At 69.6% G+C, this 18093-nt stretch carries 20 protein-coding genes; 9 read left to right on the forward strand and 11 right to left on the reverse strand.

The window, feature by feature from the left end; translation table 11 throughout:
• Positions 1-69: 69 nt before the first annotated feature.
• A complete protein-coding gene (locus tag ASD43_RS15415) occupies positions 70-456 on the reverse strand; it encodes an MmcQ/YjbR family DNA-binding protein (RefSeq protein WP_056420359.1) in 387 nt (128 codons plus the stop codon).
• A 3-nt stretch (positions 457-459) separates the two neighbouring features.
• On the reverse strand, positions 460-1113 hold the full coding sequence (locus tag ASD43_RS15420) for an SOS response-associated peptidase family protein (protein WP_056420364.1): 654 nt from the start codon (positions 1111-1113) through the stop codon (positions 460-462).
• 79 nt (positions 1114-1192) lie between these two features.
• Between ASD43_RS15420 and ASD43_RS15425 the strand changes: the two genes are divergently transcribed.
• On the forward strand, positions 1193-2131 hold the full coding sequence (locus ASD43_RS15425; protein WP_056420366.1) for a DMT family transporter: 939 nt from the start codon (positions 1193-1195) through the stop codon (positions 2129-2131).
• Between the two features lies 1 nt (position 2132).
• Here ASD43_RS15425 and ASD43_RS15430 read toward each other — a convergent pair whose 3' ends face one another.
• Complete coding sequence (locus tag ASD43_RS15430) at positions 2133-2699, reverse strand: nitroreductase family protein (RefSeq protein ID WP_056420370.1); 567 nt, start codon at positions 2697-2699, stop codon at positions 2133-2135.
• Positions 2696-3100, reverse strand: coding sequence for a peptide-methionine (R)-S-oxide reductase MsrB (gene msrB / locus ASD43_RS15435; protein ID WP_056420373.1), 405 nt, complete (start codon positions 3098-3100; stop codon positions 2696-2698). Before msrB ends, ASD43_RS15430 begins: the two co-directional genes overlap by 4 nt.
• 68 nt (positions 3101-3168) lie before the next feature.
• Between msrB and ASD43_RS15440 the strand changes: the two genes are divergently transcribed.
• The 4 genes from ASD43_RS15440 (at position 3169) to groL (ending at position 6818) form a co-directional block, all read left to right on the forward strand.
• Positions 3169-4161 carry a DUF2332 domain-containing protein gene (locus tag ASD43_RS15440; RefSeq protein WP_056420375.1) on the forward strand — a complete coding sequence of 331 codons (993 nt, stop codon included), beginning with the start codon at positions 3169-3171 and terminating at the stop codon, positions 4159-4161.
• A 9-nt stretch (positions 4162-4170) separates the two neighbouring features.
• Positions 4171-4428, forward strand: coding sequence for a DUF3263 domain-containing protein (locus tag ASD43_RS15445; RefSeq protein ID WP_056420378.1), 258 nt, complete (start codon positions 4171-4173; stop codon positions 4426-4428).
• Positions 4429-4496: 68 nt separating this feature from the next.
• The gene (locus tag ASD43_RS15450) at positions 4497-5075 is read left to right on the forward strand and encodes a LytR C-terminal domain-containing protein (RefSeq protein ID WP_235564194.1); all 579 of its coding nucleotides are present in this window, start codon (positions 4497-4499) and stop codon (positions 5073-5075) included.
• A gap of 123 nt (positions 5076-5198) precedes the next feature.
• Entirely contained in the window at positions 5199-6818 is a 1620-nt protein-coding gene (groL, locus tag ASD43_RS15455) for a chaperonin GroEL (protein WP_056420385.1), read from the forward strand.
• Positions 6819-6910: 92 nt separating this feature from the next.
• Here groL and ASD43_RS15460 read toward each other — a convergent pair whose 3' ends face one another.
• The 6 genes from ASD43_RS15460 to ASD43_RS15485 form a co-directional block, all read right to left on the reverse strand.
• On the reverse strand, positions 6911-7198 hold the full coding sequence (locus ASD43_RS15460; protein ID WP_056420386.1) for a WXG100 family type VII secretion target: 288 nt from the start codon (positions 7196-7198) through the stop codon (positions 6911-6913).
• A gap of 131 nt (positions 7199-7329) precedes the next feature.
• Positions 7330-9027, reverse strand: a complete 1698-nt coding sequence (locus tag ASD43_RS15465; protein WP_082539486.1) for a sensor histidine kinase — start codon at positions 9025-9027, stop codon at positions 7330-7332.
• Positions 9028-9087: 60 nt separating this feature from the next.
• On the reverse strand, positions 9088-9774 hold the full coding sequence (locus ASD43_RS15470) for a response regulator transcription factor (RefSeq protein WP_056420389.1): 687 nt from the start codon (positions 9772-9774) through the stop codon (positions 9088-9090).
• A 101-nt stretch (positions 9775-9875) separates the two neighbouring features.
• Entirely contained in the window at positions 9876-11516 is a 1641-nt protein-coding gene (locus tag ASD43_RS15475) for a DNA repair helicase XPB (protein WP_056420392.1), read from the reverse strand.
• 11 nt (positions 11517-11527) lie between these two features.
• On the reverse strand, positions 11528-13240 hold the full coding sequence (locus ASD43_RS15480) for a helicase-associated domain-containing protein (RefSeq protein ID WP_056420395.1): 1713 nt from the start codon (positions 13238-13240) through the stop codon (positions 11528-11530).
• A gap of 10 nt (positions 13241-13250) precedes the next feature.
• Complete coding sequence (locus ASD43_RS15485; RefSeq protein ID WP_056420398.1) at positions 13251-13526, reverse strand: hypothetical protein; 276 nt, start codon at positions 13524-13526, stop codon at positions 13251-13253.
• Positions 13527-13666: 140 nt separating this feature from the next.
• Between ASD43_RS15485 and ASD43_RS15490 the strand changes: the two genes are divergently transcribed.
• Positions 13667-14047 carry a cold-shock protein gene (locus ASD43_RS15490; RefSeq protein ID WP_056420401.1) on the forward strand — a complete coding sequence of 127 codons (381 nt, stop codon included), beginning with the start codon at positions 13667-13669 and terminating at the stop codon, positions 14045-14047.
• A complete protein-coding gene (locus ASD43_RS15495; protein ID WP_056420403.1) occupies positions 14031-14738 on the forward strand; it encodes a DUF3027 domain-containing protein in 708 nt (235 codons plus the stop codon). Before ASD43_RS15490 ends, ASD43_RS15495 begins: the two co-directional genes overlap by 17 nt.
• A 59-nt stretch (positions 14739-14797) precedes the next feature.
• On the opposite strand, the gene serC is transcribed toward ASD43_RS15495, so the two are convergent.
• Positions 14798-15910 carry a phosphoserine transaminase gene (gene serC / locus ASD43_RS15500; protein WP_056420406.1) on the reverse strand — a complete coding sequence of 371 codons (1113 nt, stop codon included), beginning with the start codon at positions 15908-15910 and terminating at the stop codon, positions 14798-14800.
• Between the two features lie 99 nt (positions 15911-16009).
• Between serC and ASD43_RS15505 the strand changes: the two genes are divergently transcribed.
• Together ASD43_RS15505 and ASD43_RS15510 are read left to right on the forward strand one after the other, a co-directional pair.
• On the forward strand, positions 16010-16711 hold the full coding sequence (locus ASD43_RS15505; protein ID WP_045254343.1) for a metal-dependent transcriptional regulator: 702 nt from the start codon (positions 16010-16012) through the stop codon (positions 16709-16711).
• A 262-nt stretch (positions 16712-16973) separates the two neighbouring features.
• Positions 16974-17792 carry a M23 family metallopeptidase gene (locus tag ASD43_RS15510; protein ID WP_082539487.1) on the forward strand — a complete coding sequence of 273 codons (819 nt, stop codon included), beginning with the start codon at positions 16974-16976 and terminating at the stop codon, positions 17790-17792.
• The last annotated feature ends 301 nt before the right edge of the window (positions 17793-18093 follow it).

The following is an 18093-nucleotide window of genomic DNA, read 5'->3' on the forward strand; positions in this document are numbered from 1 at the left end:
GGGGGTGCGCGTCCTCCCGGGGTACCGATCCGTCGGCGAGCAGGGTCATCCTCACGGAGGATGCGGCCGTCAGGGGGCGGGCCTGCCGAAGAGCTGCGGATCGACGGGGCGCTGAGCCCTCGGGAGCTTCTCGACCACCAGCAGGTACGACTCGGTGACGAGCTCTCGCACCAGTTCCTCCTCGAGCGAACCGCCGCCGGCGACCAGCGTGATCCAGTGCTTCTTGTTCATGTGGTAGCCGGGGACGATGTCCGCGAACGACTCTCGCAGAGCGACGGCGTCTTCGGGGTGGGACTTGAGCGTGACCCGCCCTGTGCCGTCGAGGGGCGCCAGCAGGAAGACCCTCCCTCGGACCTTGTAGACGTCCCACTCGGGGCCGAACGGGTTCTCGCGCACGGAACCCGGCAGTTCGTCGGCGCGGGCTGCGGCGACGGCGATCAGCTGTGCGGGGTCCATGGCTCAGAACAGCCGATCCGTGCCTTTGTCGTCGCGGCGGGGTGCGACCCGCACCCGATGGTCGAGGGAGGCCGCGGTGAGCAGCGCCTCATCGAGGATCTCACCGCCCGGCTCAGCGGTGAGCCAGTCACCGCTCAGGGAGGCGGGGATCAGCAGCGGCATCCGGTCGTGCACATCGGCGAGATGATCGGGGGCGGGGCGCATCACGATCGAGTAGCAGGTGAACGACCGGCCGTCGGCCGTGCGCCCCTGCTGGGTCACCGCTGCCATGCCGAAGAGCGCGCCGTCGTCGAACCCGAACTCGTGCCACACCCGTTCGGGCTTCTTCATCTCGTACCAGCTGGTCGCAGGCACCAGGGCTCGGTTCCTGAGGCCGCCCGGTCGCTCGCGCAGCCGCTCGGACCGGGTGTTGATGGAGGGGAACTTGGAGGGCTCGCCGCCGACGAGGAATCCCCACCACCCCGGTTCGAGGGTGGGAGCGCCCTCGGAGGGGACGACGATCGGGTTCAGATTGCGAAGGTTGCGGCCGGTCGGGCGCACCGTCTCCTGAGCGTTCTCCTCCGCCCACCCGCGGAGCCCGTCGAGCACAGCCTCGTCGGCGGCCGCCAGCAGCTCGGTGTCGGTGAATCGCGGATCCAGTCCATAACTCGCGCACATGCCGCCAGGGTACGCCCGGGCGCCGACATCCGGGTCGCGCGTCCGTTCCCGTCGATCCGCCCTCGGCTAGGGTCGACGGGTGACTCCGACCCGCAGCCTCCCCGCGCCCGTCGCACTCGGCGGAGCGGTGGCGATCGGCATCATGACGGCCGTCCAGGCGCGCATCAACGGTGTGCTCGGCCTTCGCCTCGACGACGGCATCGTCGCAGGGCTCATCTCGTTCGCCGTCGGTCTCGCCGCACTGATCGCCGTGATCGTCTGCATCCCGGCCGCACGACGGGGAGCGGGACGCCTGCGCGTCGGGATCCGCGACCGCACGATCCCGTTCTGGATGCTCCTCGGCGGGGCATGCGGAGCGCTGACCGTGTCGACGCAGGGGATCACCGCCGGGGTGCTCGGGGTCTCTCTGTTCACGGTGGGGGTGGTCGCGGGCCAGACGCTGCACGGCCTCGTGCTGGATCGCATCGGCTTCGGACCCGCCGGCGTCGTCGCCGTCACGCCAGGGCGCGTGGTCGGCGGACTGCTCGCGCTCGCCGCCGTGGGCATCTCGCTCAGCGGAGACGTGCTCGCCACGGCGCCGCTGTGGATGCTCCTGCTGCCCTTCGCCGCGGGAGTGGGCATCGCCTGGCAGGCCGCGACCAACGGCCGACTGGCGCAGCGGGTGCAGTCGCCGATCGCCGCGACGCTGATGAGCTTCGTCGCCGGCACGATCGCCCTGCTCGTCGCCGCCGGGATCAGCATCGCGTTCAGAGGGGTCCCGGCGGCGCCGCCCGCGGAGCCGTGGCTGTACCTGGGAGGATTCCTCGGTTCGGCCTACATCCTGCTGGGGGCGTTCATCGTCGCGCACACCGGGGTGCTGCTGATGGGATTGGGGTCGGTGCTCGGTCAGCTCACGGCCTCGGTGGTCATCGACCTGGTCTGGCCCGCGGCGTCGGGCCCCGCGCTCTGGCAGCTCATCGCCATGGTCGTCGTCGCCGTGGCGTCGGTCGTGGCCGCGCTGCCACGACGACGACGCTGAACTACTTCGTCGTGCTCTTCTCTTTCTTCGTGCTCTTGGGCATGCGGGTCACGAGAGCACGCGCATCGACCGGTTTGCGGCGGCCGGGCTTCTTGCCCGCGGGCTTGCCGCCGACGTAGAGCCAGCCGAGGAGGTCCTCGTTCTTGCCCACGCCGTGGGCCTTCGCGACCGCCTTGGAGCGCGTGTAGCGGCCGGTGCGCCAGAGCACCCCGTAGCCGGCCTCGTCGAGGAGCAGGCTCAGCACGTGCGCCACACCCGAGGCGACGGCCTCCTGCTCCCACCGCGGCACCTTCTCGCTCTTGCGATAGCTGGCCACCACGGCGATCAGCAGCGGCGCGCGGAGCGGCTTCGACGACGGCGACCTGTCGCCCTCGGCCTTCGAGATCGCCGCGCCGAGGGTCTCGCGGTCGGCGCCGCGCAGCTCGATGAGCCGCCATGGACGCAGCGAGGAGTGGTCGGCGACGCGACCGGCGGCGGAGACGAGCCGCAGCAGCTCGTCGCGCGAGGGAGCCTCGTCGGTGACCTTCGACCAGGACTGCCGGGCGCGGACGGCGTCGAGCGCGCTCACGATGCGTCGGGAGTGAAGTTCAGGGCGATCGAGTTCATGCAGTAGCGGTCACCGGTCGGCGTGCCGAAGCCGTCGGGGAACACATGCCCGAGGTGCGAGCCGCAGTTCGCGCAGCGCACCTCGGTGCGCACCATGCCCAGAGTGGTGTCCTCGATGAGCTCCACCGCGTCGGGGCGGATCGACTCGTAGAAGCTCGGCCACCCGCATCCGGAGTCGAACTTGGTTCCGCTCTTGAACAGCTCGGCGTTGCAGGCGCCGCACGTGTAGAGGCCCGCGCGGCCCTCGTCGAGCAGCTCGCCCGTCCATGCGCGCTCCGTCGCTGCTCCACGCAGCACGGCGTACTGCTCCTCGCCGAGCTCGGTGCGCCACTCTTCTTCGGTCTTGTCCACGCTGTACGACATCGGTCCTCCTGGGGTCTGCTCCATTCTCTCGTGTTCCGCACCCCGTGGCGCCACGCGAGAATGGGAACATGACGGATGCCGTGCAGCTGCGCTATGCGCGCTTCGCCGAACAGGAGGCGCCGGGGCGCAGCGAGCTGTACGCCGAATGGGCGCACCGCGTCGCCGAGGATGCCGGGCTCGCGGCGATCCTCGCGCGCATCCCGGAGAACCGTCGTCAGCCGCCGCTGGTGTTCGCGGTGACCCGGATGCTCGGCAGCGGCCTCGTGGGTCCCGAGGCGTGGCGCGACTTCGTGATCGCGCACGCCGACGCCGTCGTCGCCGAGTGCACCGCACGCCGGCTGCAGACGAACGAACCGCTCCGTCTCGCGCCGCTCCTTCCCGTGCTCACCGAGATCCAGGGCCCGATCGCCCTTCTCGAGGTGGGCGCGTCGGCCGGGCTCTGTCTGTACCCCGATCGCTACTCGTACCGCATGGTCGACGCGCAGGGAGACCTGCGGGTCGCGCTGGATCCCGAGGACGGCCCGTCGACGGTCGTGCTGCAGAGCACGGTGGACGGGGCGCTCCCCGCTCTGGCGATGCCCGACATCGTCTGGCGCGCCGGGATCGATCTCGCACCCCTCGACGCCCGCGAGGACCTCGACCGGCGCTGGCTGCAGGGACTCGTGTGGCCGGGGGAGCAGGGCAGGGCCGAGCGGGTCGACGCCGCGCTGGACATCGCGGCCGCCGACCCGCCGCTGCTCGTCGCGGGTGATGCGGCCGCGCGCATAGACGCGCTCGCGGCGGACGCGCCGCGCGACGCCACCCTGGTGATCACCACACCCGGCGTGCTGGTGCACATCCCGCGTGACGCGCGCACGGAGCTGATCGCGCGCATCCGCGCGCTCGATGCGCGTTGGATCACGATCGACCCGCCGGGACTGCTCGACGTGTGGGAGCCCGCCGTCGATGCGGCGGACTGGCCCGGATTCGTCGTCGCCCTCGACGGACGGGTCCGCGCGGCGGCCGATCCGCTCGGCCGATGGTGGGAGTGGCGTGCAGGCGGGGGCGCCTCGGCGACCTAATCTGGTCCCATGCTGGGAGAGCTGAGTGAGCGGGATCGGGCGATCCTCGCGCTGGAGACCGCGTGGCCGCGACACGGCGGCGCGAAGGAGGAGACGATCCGCACCCAGCTGGGCATGAGCGCGGCGCGCTACTACCAGCTCCTCGGTCGGCTGATCGATTCGGATGCGGCCCTGGAGTACGATCCGATGCTCGTGCGTCGCCTGCGGCGTATCCGCGATTCGCGCTCCTTCCGGCGGGCGAGCAGGGCCCCCGGATTCGTCGGCTGACCGCTCCGGATCTCCGTGTCGCGGCGCCACGATGCGGCGTCGCGCGCGTGTGCCGTTAGCATCGAGGGGTGTCAAAGCCCTCGCGAGATCGATTCGACGATGTCCCCCGCTCGTCCGGACGTGTCGGAGCGCATCGCGCCGAAGCGCCGGGGATGAACGGCTGGGTCGTCCTGCTGTGGTCCTTCGTGGCGGCGCTCGTGCTCATCATCGGCGGCATCTTCGGCTCGCTCCTGGTGATGGGGCGCATCAGCATCTTCCCCGAGGCGGTGCCGACCTCCACGCCCACTCCCGTCGAGACCGGCGTCGTCGACGTCGCCTACTCCGTCATGATCCTCAACGCCTCGCCCGATGACGGGCTCGACGATCAGATGCGCGAACTGCTGATCAACACCGGCTGGGCGGCCGACATCGTCTTCGCGACCGACAGCGCGAGCCAGGACTTCGCGACGACGACCGTCTATTACGTCGCCGACGGCGACGAGCTCGCCGCCATCGGACTCGCGAACCTCATCGGCGGCGCCGCGGTCGAGCAGAGCGATTTCTACGCCGATCTCAACGACACGGGCGGATCTCAGCTCACGGTCGTCATCGGGGTGGACCGTTCCTCGGCGGCGCCCGAGACCCCCGCCGAGACCCCCGCTCCGTAGAGCTCGGATCCGTCCCTCCGCGCGGCTTGCACTCGATGGGGTCGAGTGCCAGAATGGCGTTAGCACTCTCTCACTCTGAGTGCTAAAACCCAACGTCTACGTCCAGGAGGGACGAAAAAACTCATGGCAAAGATCATTGCTTTCGATGAGGAGGCCCGCCGCGGCCTCGAGCGCGGCCTCAACATCCTCGCCGACGCGGTCAAGGTGACCCTCGGCCCGCGCGGTCGCAACGTCGTCCTCGAGAAGAAGTGGGGCGCCCCCACGATCACCAACGACGGCGTCTCCATCGCCAAGGAGATCGAGCTCGACGACCCGTACGAGAAGATCGGTGCGGAGCTCGTCAAGGAGGTCGCCAAGAAGACCGACGACGTCGCGGGTGACGGAACCACCACCGCCACGGTGCTCGCCCAGGCGCTCGTCCGCGAGGGCCTGCGCAACGTCGCCGCCGGCGCCGACCCGATCTCGCTCAAGCGCGGTATCGAGAAGGCCGTCGCCGCGATCACCGCGGAGCTCCTCGCCAGCGCGAAGGAGATCGACTCCAAGGAGCAGATCGCCGCCACCGCGTCGATCTCCGCCGCCGACCCCGCGATCGGCGAGCTCATCGCCGAGGCGATCGACAAGGTCGGCAAGGAGGGTGTCGTCACCGTCGAGGAGTCGCAGACCTTCGGCACCGAGCTCGAGCTCACCGAGGGCATGCGCTTCGACAAGGGCTACCTGAACCCGTACTTCGTGACGGACCCGGAGCGCCAGGAGGCGGTCTTCGAAGACGCCTACATCCTCATCGCGAACCAGAAGATCTCGAACATCAAGGACCTTCTGCCCATCGTCGACAAGGTGATCCAGGACGGCAAGGAGCTCGTCATCATCGCCGAGGACGTCGAGGGAGAGGCTCTCGCCACCCTCGTCCTGAACAAGCTCAAGGGCATCTTCAAGTCGGTCGCCGTCAAGGCTCCCGGCTTCGGCGACCGTCGCAAGGCGCAGCTGCAGGACATCGCGATCCTCACCGGTGCGCAGGTCATCACCGAAGAGGTCGGCCTCAAGCTCGAGAACGCCACGCTCGACCTGCTGGGTCGCGCTCGCAAGGTCATCGTCACCAAGGACGAGACCACCATCGTCGAGGGTGCCGGAGAGGCAGACCAGATCGAGGGTCGCGTCACGCAGATCCGTCGTGAGATCGACAACACCGACAGCGACTACGACCGCGAGAAGCTGCAGGAGCGTCTCGCGAAGCTCGCCGGTGGCGTCGCCGTCATCAAGGCCGGAGCGGCGACCGAGGTCGAGCTCAAGGAGCGCAAGCACCGCATCGAGGACGCCGTGCGCAACGCGAAGGCAGCCGTCGAGGAGGGCATCGTCCCCGGTGGTGGCGTCGCGCTGATCCAGTCGGGCACCAAGGCGCTCGCCGGTCTGTCGCTCTCGGGCGACGAGGCGACCGGTGCGAACATCGTTCGCGTCGCGATCGAGGCCCCGCTGAAGCAGATCGCGCTGAACGCCGGCCTCGAGCCCGGTGTCGTCGCGAACAAGGTCTCCGAGCTCGAGGCGGGCTTCGGCCTGAACGCCGCGACCGGTGAGTACGTCGACCTGTTCGCAGCCGGCATCATCGACCCCGCCAAGGTGACCCGTTCGGCGCTGCAGAACGCCGCATCGATCGCGGCCCTCTTCCTCACCACCGAGGTCGTCGTGGCCGACAAGCCCGAGAAGTCCCCCGCTCCCATGGGTGACCCGTCGGGTGGCATGGACTTCTGATCCATCCGCACTGACAGAGACGCCCCGACCTCACGGTCGGGGCGTCTCTGCGTGACGGGGATGCGGCCCACCACCGCCGGGGTGGCCGGATCTCAGCGGAACAGGCTGGCCGAGTACTGGTCGGCGTCCGCATACTGTGTGGCGGCGCTGCCGAGCGAATGACCGATCGACTCGAGCGCCTGCTCGACGTGCAGCTGCGCGCCGCGCCACTGATCGGCGCAGGACTGGAAGGCCGCTGACGCGGTGCCGACCCAGCTGCTCTGCAGCTGGGAGAGCTGCGACATCAGCACGGCGGACTCGCTCTGCACCCGTTGCATGGTGGCCATGGCGGCGCTCTGGGCCGCACCTACGGCTTCGGTGTCGACGGTGAAGACGGACATGGGAACTCCTCTCGTTGGGTCTCCGACGATAGGTGTGTTCGCGAGCCGGGCACGGGCCTGCGCGGGGCTGCCCACGTGCGCGGTGCAGAAGATGGCCCAGCGCCGCTCCGTGCAGGAGAGTCGCGCCCCGCTCAGAGGTCGAGGGGCTCGAGGGGCTGCGTGTCCTCCAGCAGGTGGGCCGGGGTGGCACGGGAGGGGGCGAGCGGCAGGGTGACGGTGAACGTCGCGCCGCCGCCGGGTGTCTCCGACACCGACACGCTGCCGTGCAGCGCCTTGACGATCGACGAGACGATGGCGAGACCGAGACCCGAGCCGCCGGTCTCGCGTGCCCGCGACGTGTCGGCGCGCCAGAACCGCTCGAAGATCTGCTCGCGGATCTGCGGGGGGATGCCCTCGCCGTGATCGACGATCGAGATGCTGCCGGTGCCGCGCACGCGGTCGGCGTCGACGACCAGCTCGATCGGGCTCTCTTCGGGCGAGAAGCGGCGCGCGTTGCCCAGCAGGTTGGTCACCACCTGACGGACCTTGTTCTCCTCGCCGAGGACGATCGGGGGCGTACGGACGGGGATGTCCGCCGCCTCCGTGAAGTCGATCCCCGGCACCTCGACGCTCGCGGCACGCGGACGTCGGCGCAGGCGGGCGAGCGTGCCGCGGGAGAGCCCGCGCGGCGTCGGCAGGGGCGGGGGCGTCACGGGGATGGAGCGCGTGGTCACGTCGATCAACGGCGCCTCGACGGTGCGGTCCACGACCGTCACGGTGCGCGCCGGTGCGGCGGCTCGCAGGTCGAGGGCGGCATCCCGGGCGATGGGGCGGAGATCGAGCGGCTCGATCTCGGGCTCGCGCTCCTCGTCGAGGCGTGCGAGAGCGAGGAGATCCTCGACGAGCACGCCCATCCGGATCGCCTCCTTCTCGATCCGCTCCATGGCGCGAGCGGTGTCCTCTTCGCCGGTGATCGCGCCCATCCGGTACAGCTCGGCATAGCCGCGCACGCTCACCAGCGGCGTGCGCAGCTCATGGCTGGCGTCGCCGATGAAGCGGCGCATGTGCCGCACGGTGCGGTCGCGCTGCGCGAGAGACCCGTCGACGCGGTCGAGCATGGTGTTGATCGCGCTGTTCAGGCGTCCGACCTCGGTCGTGGGTTCGAGGTCGGTGAGGCGTTGGCTGAAGTCGCCGGCGGCGATCGACATGGCCGTCGACTCCACCTGCCCCAGTCGGCGGAAGGTCAGGGTGACCAGCCCGCGGGTGAGCAGAGCGGCGAGGAAGATCGTCACGAACGCGACCGTGATGTAGATGCCGAAGTACTGACCGATGATGCGGTCCGCGTACTCGAGCGGCATGGCGACGATCTGGATCCTCAGCGACCCGTCGCCCTCGCCGGGCACGCGCGCGACGGCGGCGCGATAGCTCGCCCCCTTCGTGCCCTCCAGCGTGAAGCGCGTGTCTTCGTTGGCCTGCACATCGAGGGGGGAGTACGACGACGGGAACAGCGGAGCGCCGTTCGCGGAGCTGGAGCTTCCCGTCGTGATCTGCAGCACGCCCTCGGCGTCGTAGATCGCGACGAAGAAGTCGCGGGGGGAGTCGCTGGGCGTGTAGACCGTCCTGCCGTCTTCGACGCTGACCTCGAAGTACCGGTTCGCGAGATCGGCGGACACGAGCGCGGGCAGCTGCGAGTCGATGTTGTCGACCAGGGAGTTGCGCAGGATCGGGACCGTGCCGATGCCCGCGGCCAGCAGGCCCAGCGCGAGCACCGCGACGGTGACACCGGTGACCTTGGCCCGCAGGCTGATCGACCGCCACCAGCGGGTGATCGCATCGGGCTTGTGCGCCATGCGGTCGGTCCTCCCTGGAAGCGGATGCGGTGCGGCGTCAGCGGATGACGCGGAGCGGGACTACTTGCCGACCTTGAGCATGTAGCCGAAGCCGCGCTTGGTCTGGATGACGGACTCCTCGGTGTACGGGTCGATCTTGCGGCGGAGGTAGGAGATGTAGCTCTCCACGATCCCCGCATCGCCGTTGAAGTCGTACTCCCAGACGTGGTCGAGGATCTGGGCCTTCGACAGCACGCGATTCGGGTTCAGCATCAGATAGCGCAGCAGCTTGAACTCGGTCGGGCTGAGCTCGATCGACTCCTTGCCGACGTGCACGTCGTGAGTGTCCTGATCCATCGACAGCTCTCCGGCGCGGATGATCGACTCCTCGTCGGCCTGCATCGTGCGGCGGAGGATCGCCTGCGCGCGCGCGACGATCTCGTCGAGGCTGAACGGCTTGGTGACGTAGTCGTCTCCGCCGGCGTTGAGGCCCTCGATCTTGTCGTCCGTGCCGTCCTTGGCGGTGAGGAACAGGATGGGGGCGGTGAAGCCGGCCCCACGCAGACGCTTCGTCACGCTGAACCCGTTCATGTCGGGGAGCATGACGTCGAGGATGATCAGGTCGGGCTCCTCCTCCAGTACGGCGGAGATGGTGGCGGCGCCGTTGGCGACCGTCTTCACCTGGAACCCGGCGAAGCTGAGACCTGTGGAGAGCAGGTCGCGGATGTTGGGCTCGTCGTCGACGACCAGGATGCGCGCATCAGTCATGACCCCATTATGGTGACTTCCGCCATGCGGATGCTGACTATCCGTCGGAGCGGCGCTTTCGCCCACCGCGTACCCGGCCGCCCTGACGGGCGCAGCGGGGGTCACGCGGCGATCGCGTCGGCATCCATGATCGTGTAGCTGTAGCCCTGTTCGGCGAGGAACCGCTGCCGGTTCTGGGCGTAATCCTGGTCGATCGTGTCGCGGGCCACGAGCGTGTAGAAGCTCGCGGTGTGCCCGGACTGCTTCGGGCGCAGAAGACGACCGAGGCGCTGCGCCTCCTCCTGCCGGGACCCGAAGGACCCCGACACCTGGATGGCGACGGATGCCTCGGGCAGATCGATCGAGAAGTTCGCGACCTTCGAGACGACCAGCAGCGAGATCTCACCCTCGCGGAAGGCGCGGTAGAGCTCCTCGCGCTCGTCGACGGGGGTGGCTCCGGTGATCTGCGGGGCGTTCAGCGCCTGGGACAGCGAGTCGAGCTGGTCGAGGTACTGGCCGATCACCAGGATCCGTTCCCCGTCGTGCTTCGCGATGAGCTCGCGCACGGCATCGATCTTCGCCGGTGCCGAGGCCGCGAGGCGGTAGCGCTCGTCGTCGGTCGCTGCCGCGTACTCGAGCCGGTCGTCCGGCGGCAGATCCACGCGCACCTCGTAACAGGCGGCGGGGGAGATGAAGCCCTGGGCCTCGATCTGCTTCCACGGAGCGTCGAAGCGCTTGGGCCCGATCAGACTGAAGACGTCGCCCTCCCTGCCGTCCTCGCGCACGAGTGTGGCGGTCAGGCCGATGCGTCGACGCGCCTGCAGATCGGCGGTGAGCTTGAACACCGGTGCGGGGAGCAGGTGCACCTCGTCGTACACGATGAGTCCCCAGTCCAGGGCATCCAGCAGCGCGAGATGGGCGTACTCGCCCTTCCGCTTCGCCGTGAGGATCTGGTAGGTCGCGATCGTCACCGGCTTGACCTCCTTGGCTTGGCCGGAGTACTCGCCGATCTCCTCGGGCGTGAGACTGGTGCGCTTGAGCAGTTCGTCGCGCCACTGGCGCGCCGAGACCGTGTTGGTGACGAGGATGAGCGTGGTGGTCTTCGTGGCGGCCATCGCCCCCGCGCCGACGATCGTCTTTCCCGCGCCGCAGGGCAGCACCACGACGCCGGAGCCGTCCTTCGAGAACGCGTCGACCGCATCCTGCTGGTAGGGACGGATCGCCCAGCCGTCTTCGGCGAGCTCGATCTCATGCGGGGTTCCCGGGGTGTACCCGGCGAGGTCCTCGGCGGGCCAGCCGATCTTGAGCAGCTCCTGCTTGATCTGGCCGCGTGCCCACGCGTCGACCACGAAGGTGTCGGGGGAGGGATGCCCGATCAGCAGCGGCTGGATGCGCTTGTTGTTCGCCACCTGGGCGAGCACCGCGGGATCGGAGGAGCGGAGGATGAGGACGCCCTCGTCGTCGCGCTCGATGACCAGTCGGCCGTACCGGCCCACGGTCTCGCGCAGATCCACGGCGACGGACGGCGGCACGGGGAACCGCGACCAGCGGTCGAGCGTCGCGAGCATGTCCTCGGCGGTGTGGCCGGCGGCGCGCGCGTTCCAGAGCCCGAGGCGGGTGATCCGGTACGTGTGGATGTGCTCGGGCGCGCGCTCGAGCTCGGCGAAGATCGCCAGCTCGTGGCGGGCGCTCTCGGCATCCGAGTGGGCGACTTCGAGCAGCACGGTGCGATCGCTCTGGACGATCAGGGGTCCATCAGACATAGCTGTCCAGTTTACTGCTCGATGATCGTGGCGGCTCGGATGCTCGACACCGGCAGGGTGCGCTCGACGTCCGCCGCACGGTCCCTGCCGCGCAGGCGACCACCGCCGAGTCCCGTCGCCTCGAGCACGAGGTCTCGTGTCGAGCCGTCCGGCATGCCGACGCTCACCCGCAGCACCGCCCGCGCGCGCACTGCCGCATCGAGTTCGCGGTCGAGCCATGCGGCATCCGCATCCGGTCCCTCGTGCGATCGGAGCGCCTGGAGGAGGGGGCCGTAGTCCGGTGTCGTCGGGGCCGGCGCCGGGGGTGCCGGATGGCGTTCTCCGGTGATCGCCGTGCCGGCTTCATCGACGAGGGTCGCCGGGTAACGGGCATCCGTCAGTGCCCAGTAGACGGTGTCGCGCCCGACCCGCGTGGAGAGGGACGCGCCCTCGCGCGTCAGTGCGAGCGCGCGGAGACCCTGGTCGACCGACATGGCCTCGATGAGGTGCTGATCGCTGCTGTCGATGCGCGTCCTGCCGGTGCCCGGCTCGACCGAGACCCGCACGAGACCGTGTCTCTGCGCGGTCTGAGTCACGAGGTAGCGGAGCGGCTGTGGGATACCCGTGAGCGAGAGCGACTCGAGGAACTCGAGGATCGTCTGCTCCGTCTCGCCGAGCACGAGCGCGTGGGCGATCGACTCCGGGGTGAACCGATACGTCGACGCCTGCGCCGCCGACTCGCGTGTCGCCAGGGTGCGCAGGCGCACATCCAGCGCCGGTGCGAGCGGACCGGGGGAGATGGCGCTCAGATCGTTCTGGAGGAAGATGCGATCCACCTCGGCCGGCAGCAGCGCGGTGAGAGCGCTCGCGTCGATGTCGCCCCCGTTCCGCAGCGCCGTCGCCCAGGCGGTCTCGCCGTCGTCGTCGGTGAGCAGGCCGAGAAGGCGGGCGCGCTGGAGGAGCGCGCTGCTGCGTTCCGGCCAGGCGGCGTCCCAGGGGTGCGCCAGGGGCCACGATGCGGCGGGCGACCAGCCCCCGCGTTCCGTGCGCACGCCGCGCGGCAGCGAGTCGCGGAATCCGCGTACGAGCGTGCTCCAGCGATCTCCGACCGAGGAGCGCAGCCATGCCTCGGCGGCCGTCGTGATCCGTAGCTGTCGGTCGACCTGGACGACGAGCGCCGCATCCGTCACGATCGCGATGAGGGCATCGATCGATTCGGGCGCCATGCCCGCGTCGCTCAGCATCCGCTTCTCGCCGGCGCTGATGGTGCCCCCGGCGAGCAGAGCGAACGGTCGGTCGCGGGCCAGCAGGAGGATGTCGGCGAGTGCCGACACCGTGGTGAATGCCCGCTCGGCGGCGTGGGCGGTGGCGGCCTCGTCAGCGGTGCGCGGCTCGACCGCGTCGACGGGCTCCGGCACGGTGCGCTCGGCCACGGCAGCCGAGACCGGGGGGAAGGGCGAACCGTCCGGGCGGAGCAGCGCGAGCGCTCGCAGCGTGTCGGCCGACGGCCCGCTCACCCGCGCGTCGTCGGATGTCGCGGCGGCGAGCAGGCCGGCGGCTTCCGAGTGCGTCAGCGCGGGAAGGATGCGGGTCACCGAGGCCGTGTCGAGGAGGGCCTCCGCGGCGTCGAAGAAGTCCTGCCATCCCGCGTCCGGTCGCACACGCCGCGCGGCGAAGAGGGTGGCGAGCTCCGCGTCGCTCGCCGCGGAGAGCCATTCGGCCAGCGGGCGTGCGTGCGTGCTCATGCCGGAGTCCTCAGGGCCGCGACGTCGCGCGACCCTTGCGGATGAAGCTCATGACGAGCAGCGCGATGATCATCAGGAAGGCGGCGGGAAGGCCCCAATACGGGATCGCGGCGACGAACGGCCAGGCTCCCGCTCCGAAGTCCTCCTGCTGCATACCGACGGCGGTGCCGATGATGATCGCGAAGAAGCAGATGATCGAGGCCGCCGCGAGTCCGAGCGCCGTGAACGCGAGAATGCGATCCACGCGGCGAACGGGAGGCTCGAGGTCGGGACTCTGGGTGCTCATCCCTCTGAGCCTAGTCGCTGCGCGACCGCGCGGTTCCGCCCCGTGACCTACGGATTCCCTGCCGGGCGACCGGTAGGCTGGTGGTGGTCGCATCCACGCGTCCGATCCCAGCTCCACACCGACTCAGCGAGGTTTCTCCCATGCCCACCGGCAAGGTCAGGTTCTACGACGAAGACAAGGGTTTCGGCTTCATCGCCGCCGATGACGGCCAGGACGTCTTCCTGCACGCCTCGGCCATGCCGGCCGGCGCTGCGGTCAAGGCGGGGACGCGTGTCGAGTTCGGCGTCGCCGACGGCAAGCGCGGACTGCAGGCGCTGTCCGTGCGGGTGCTGGAAGCACCCCCGAGCCTCGCGAAGGCCAAGCGCAAGCCGGCCGACGACATGGCGATCATCGTCGAGGATCTCGTGAAGCTCCTCGACGGGATGGGCGGCGACCTGCGTCGCGGCCGTTACCCCTCGTCCGCCCACGGCCGCAAGATCGCGGCCGTCCTGCGCAAGGTAGCCGATGACCTCGAAGCCTGAGCCCGACGAGCGTCTTCTCGGCGCCCACGATCTCGCCCTGTCCGCACTGCACGAGATCACCCCGGCGTCGACCGTCGGCCCTGCCGCCGACTATCGGGCGGAGGACGACGGATCCGTGTCGCTGCGCTTCCAGAACCGCATGCCCGGCTACCCCGGGTGGTACTGGACGGTCACGGTCGCGCGCGTCGAGGACGCGGAGCCGACGGTGCTCGAGCTCGAGCTGCTGCCGGGCGACGGTGCGCTGCTCGCTCCGGAGTGGGTGCCGTGGGCCGAGCGTCTCGCCGACTACCGTGCGCATCAGGTCGAGCTCGCCGCGCAGGCGGCCGCGACCGAGGAGGGCGATGCGCTCGCCGTCGCCGACGAGGACGCGTCCGAGGGCGATGAGCTGGAAGACGACGAGCTCGAGGACGATGAGCTCGACGACGACGACGACGACGACGATGACGACCTCGACGACGATGATGATGATGACGACGACGATGACGACCTCGACGAGGATGACCTCGCGGCGGTGCCGCGCGAGCTGCACGCGGGTGATCTCGACGGGGTCGATATCGACGAACTCGACGACTCCGCCGCGGACGACGAGTCGGACGAAGACGAGCCCGAGGATGACGACGAGTCCGAGGATGACGAGGACGACGATTCCGATCCCGACGCCGATGAGGATGCCTCAGACGACGAGGAGTGACCTCCGGGAATGAGAAAGGGCCGCGTGCGAACGCGGCCCTTTCTCGTTCCCCCCGGGCGTCAGGCGCTCTGCTGCGCGAGGACGTGGTCGAGGCAGCGGGTGAGCTGACGGACGTCGTCCGGCTCGATCGAGACGAACGTCGCGACCCTGAGCTGGTTGCGGCCGAGTTTGCGGTACGGCTCGGTGTCGACGATCCCGTTGGCGCGCAGTGTCTTGGCGACGGCGGCGGCGTCGACGCTGTCGTCGAAGTCGATCGTCACGACGACGGGCGAACGATGCGCGGCCTCCGCCACGAACGGCGTCGCGACAGCGGAGGATGCGGCCCAGTCGTAGAGGATGCCGGAGGATTCGGCCGTGCGTGCGCCGGCCCAGGCGAGCCCTCCGTTCGACAGGATCCAGCTCAGCTGGCTGTCGAGCAGGTGCAGGGTCGTCAGCGCGGGCGTGTTCAGCGTCTGATTGAGGCGGGAGTTGTCGAGCGCGTTCTTCAGGCTGAGGAACTCGGGGATGTAGCGATCCGAGGCGGCGATGCGCTCGATGCGATCGATCGCCGCGGGCGAGACCGCGGCGAACCACAGTCCTCCGTCGGAGCCGAGGTTCTTCTGCGGGGCGAAGTAGTAGACGTCTGCCTGAGCGAGGTCGAAATCGATCCCGCCGGCGGCGCTCGTCGCATCGATCACCGTCAGCGCCCCCTCGGCGACGACGCGGTCGATCGGAGCGGAGACGCCGGTCGAGGTCTCGTTGTGCGGCCAGGCGTAGACGTCGACGCCGTCGACGATCTCGGCGGCCGTGCGGGAGCCCGGCTCGGCCTTGCGCACGTCCGGAGCGGCGAGCCACGGTGCGGCGGCGGCCGCGGCGAACTTGCCGCCGAACTCGCCGAACACCAGGTTCTGGCTGCGCTGCTCGATCAGGCCGAAGGCCGCGGCGTCCCAGAACGCCGTCGATCCGCCGTTGCCGACGATGATCTCGTAGCCGTCGGGGAGCGTGAAGAGCGCGGCGAGGTTCTCGCGGACGCTGCCGACGAGGTTCTTCACCGGTGCCTGGCGGTGCGAGGTGCCGAGCAGTGTCGGCCCCGCGGCGAGCAGCGCATCGAGCTGCTCGGTGCGCACCTTCGAGGGGCCGCATCCGAAGCGGCCGTCAGCGGGCAGGAGGTCTCGGGGAATCTCGATCGCCATGCGTCGATTCTAGGGCGTGCCCGCGCCGTCGCCTCGCCGCGTGACGCCCCGATGTCCGCTCGGGAATGTAGGCTTGCCTAAGAAGACCCGGAGGGCCACATGACGGACTTGATCGACACCACGGAGATGTACCTCCGCACCATCCTCGAACTCGAGGAGGAGAACATCGTGCCGCTGCGCGCGCGCATCTCCGAGCGTCTCGGGCACTCGGGTCCGACCGTCTCGCAGACGGTCGGACGCATGGAGCGCGACGGACTCGTCGTGGTCTCGGAGGATCGCAGGCTGGAGCTCACCGACGCCGGGCGCCGCAAGGCGGTCGACGTCATGCGCAAGCACCGGCTGGCCGAGCGACTGCTGTCCGACGTCATCGGCCTCGATTGGGCTTACGTGCATGAAGAGGCCTGCCGCTGGGAGCACGTCATGAGCGAGCAGGTCGAGCGTCGACTCGTCGAGCTTCTCGGACACCCCACCGAATCGCCGTACGGCAACCCGATCCCCGGTCTCGACCAGCTGGGCGACACCCCCGCCCGCACTTTCGACGAGGGCGTCATCGGGCTCGTGCAGAAGCTGAACGCCGCCGGCGCGCCGATCGAGGGCACCGTGCGGCGCCTCGCCGAGCCCGCGCAGGTCGACCCCGAGCTGCTCGAACAGCTCCGCGATGCGGGCGTCATGCCCGGCGCCAAGGGCGACTACCGCTTCAACGAGGGCTATGTGCTCATCCAGATGGAGGGCAAGGACGACGGCCTGGAGCTTCCCGTCGAGCTCGCCTCGCACATCTTCCTCGTCGGCGAGCCGCTCTGATCCTCATCCTCCCGGTCTCGGATCCGCGTGATTCCGCCGCCCCGGTGATTGCCAGCTTCACGGGGTGACAGGATCGTTATCTTCCGGTAACCTCGGACGAGTCGTCGAAGAAGCCCGCTGACGACACCCGAGAGGATCCGCCTTCCAGGCTCGTCGACCTCTCGGTCAGACCGCACAAAGTACCCGAGATACGTTCGTGCCACGAGAGCAGAGTGCCGACGAGCCAGCGCCGACAGGCGTGCAGGCGCAGGAGGATTTAGTTTTGGCCACAGACATCGAAACGCCCGCGAAGACAACCGAAGATCGAGCAGTCGCCCGCCGCACCGGCGGCCGGGTGGACGCACGCAAGGTCGTCAAGCCCCTGCGTTCGATCGCCATCTTCGGGGCAGTGGGTGCTCTCGTGGCCGCTGTGGCGCTCCCCGCGTATGCCGCCTCCAAGCCGATCGAGGCCTCGGCGACCGTCCAGCAGATGGCCGCGGTCGACGCGCAGTCCCTGGTCGTCGCCTCGGACGCCACCGCGTCGTCGCTCGGTCGGGGAACCTTCACGGCCACCACGCCTGACGAGATCGAGAAGAAGAAGGCGGAGGAGGCCGCAGCCGCACGGGCCGCAGCCGCCGCCTCGACCGCGTCGACGTCGGGCTCCGGAAACTACGACATCGGGAACTACTCCCTCGTGTCGCCCGGCTCCGGCGAGGTGCGCTACCCGCTTCCGCAGGGGTCCTACAACGTGAGCCGCACCGTCGGCGGCGCCCACCAGGGCGCAGACATGCTGGCTCCTGCGGGCACCCCGATCTACGCGGCCGCCGCCGGAGTCGTGCGTGCCTCGGCCGAGAGCATCGGCGGCTACGGCGTGGCCGTCATGCTCGACAGCGTCGTGGGCGGCCAGCGCGTGCAGACCACCTACGGGCACATGACCTACGGCTCGCGCCAGGTGCAGGCCGGCGAGACCGTCGTCGCCGGGCAGCTGATCGGATTCGTCGGAAGCACCGGGCGATCCACCGCGAACCACCTGCACTTCGAGGTGTGGGTCAACGGCGGTCTCATGGAGCCCATCGCCTGGCTCGGCGCGAACGCCGGCTGACCCCGGTCGTCTCGCCCTTCCGCGCGTCGTCACGGACACGCCTCTGAGCGTTCACCCCGGGTTCGACCCCGGTGTCCGCGGGATGGGTTAGCCTGAACCCGTTGTCGCATAGGCGGGAGAGGCAGATGGAGCGAATACCGAGCATCCGAACCATGGATGCCCTCGGTCGTCACGTCCTCCTGCATCGTCCGCAGGGACGTCACGGTCTTGCTGTGTGCAAAAGGCGCTGTCTGTAGACAGCGCCTTTTCTCATCCCTGCGAACGCTTCCGCCCTGCGCGGCTTCGTGTGAGTCGAGAGTGC

It is taken from the genome of Microbacterium sp. Root553 (assembly GCF_001426995.1).
Lineage (GTDB): Bacteria > Actinomycetota > Actinomycetes > Actinomycetales > Microbacteriaceae > Microbacterium.

What these genes read in the sequence shown, in the direction of transcription:
- ASD43_RS15415 (WP_056420359.1), bottom strand. Translation starts at nt 456, where the DNA reads ATGGACCCCGCACAGCTGATCGCCGTCGCCGCAGCCCGCGCCGACGAA.
- ASD43_RS15420 (WP_056420364.1), bottom strand. Translation starts at nt 1,113, where the DNA reads ATGTGCGCGAGTTATGGACTGGATCCGCGATTCACCGACACCGAGCTG.
- msrB (WP_056420373.1), bottom strand. Translation starts at nt 3,100, where the DNA reads ATGTCGTACAGCGTGGACAAGACCGAAGAAGAGTGGCGCACCGAGCTC.
- ASD43_RS15440 (WP_056420375.1), top strand. Translation starts at nt 3,169, where the DNA reads ATGACGGATGCCGTGCAGCTGCGCTATGCGCGCTTCGCCGAACAGGAG.
- ASD43_RS15445 (WP_056420378.1), top strand. Translation starts at nt 4,171, where the DNA reads ATGCTGGGAGAGCTGAGTGAGCGGGATCGGGCGATCCTCGCGCTGGAG.
- groL (WP_056420385.1), top strand. Translation starts at nt 5,199, where the DNA reads ATGGCAAAGATCATTGCTTTCGATGAGGAGGCCCGCCGCGGCCTCGAG.
- ASD43_RS15460 (WP_056420386.1), bottom strand. Translation starts at nt 7,198, where the DNA reads ATGTCCGTCTTCACCGTCGACACCGAAGCCGTAGGTGCGGCCCAGAGC.
- ASD43_RS15465 (WP_082539486.1), bottom strand. Translation starts at nt 9,027, where the DNA reads ATGGCGCACAAGCCCGATGCGATCACCCGCTGGTGGCGGTCGATCAGC.
- ASD43_RS15470 (WP_056420389.1), bottom strand. Translation starts at nt 9,774, where the DNA reads ATGACTGATGCGCGCATCCTGGTCGTCGACGACGAGCCCAACATCCGC.
- ASD43_RS15475 (WP_056420392.1), bottom strand. Translation starts at nt 11,516, where the DNA reads ATGTCTGATGGACCCCTGATCGTCCAGAGCGATCGCACCGTGCTGCTC.
- ASD43_RS15480 (WP_056420395.1), bottom strand. Translation starts at nt 13,240, where the DNA reads ATGAGCACGCACGCACGCCCGCTGGCCGAATGGCTCTCCGCGGCGAGC.
- ASD43_RS15485 (WP_056420398.1), bottom strand. Translation starts at nt 13,526, where the DNA reads ATGAGCACCCAGAGTCCCGACCTCGAGCCTCCCGTTCGCCGCGTGGAT.
- ASD43_RS15490 (WP_056420401.1), top strand. Translation starts at nt 13,667, where the DNA reads ATGCCCACCGGCAAGGTCAGGTTCTACGACGAAGACAAGGGTTTCGGC.
- ASD43_RS15495 (WP_056420403.1), top strand. Translation starts at nt 14,031, where the DNA reads ATGACCTCGAAGCCTGAGCCCGACGAGCGTCTTCTCGGCGCCCACGAT.
- serC (WP_056420406.1), bottom strand. Translation starts at nt 15,910, where the DNA reads ATGGCGATCGAGATTCCCCGAGACCTCCTGCCCGCTGACGGCCGCTTC.
- ASD43_RS15505 (WP_045254343.1), top strand. Translation starts at nt 16,010, where the DNA reads ATGACGGACTTGATCGACACCACGGAGATGTACCTCCGCACCATCCTC.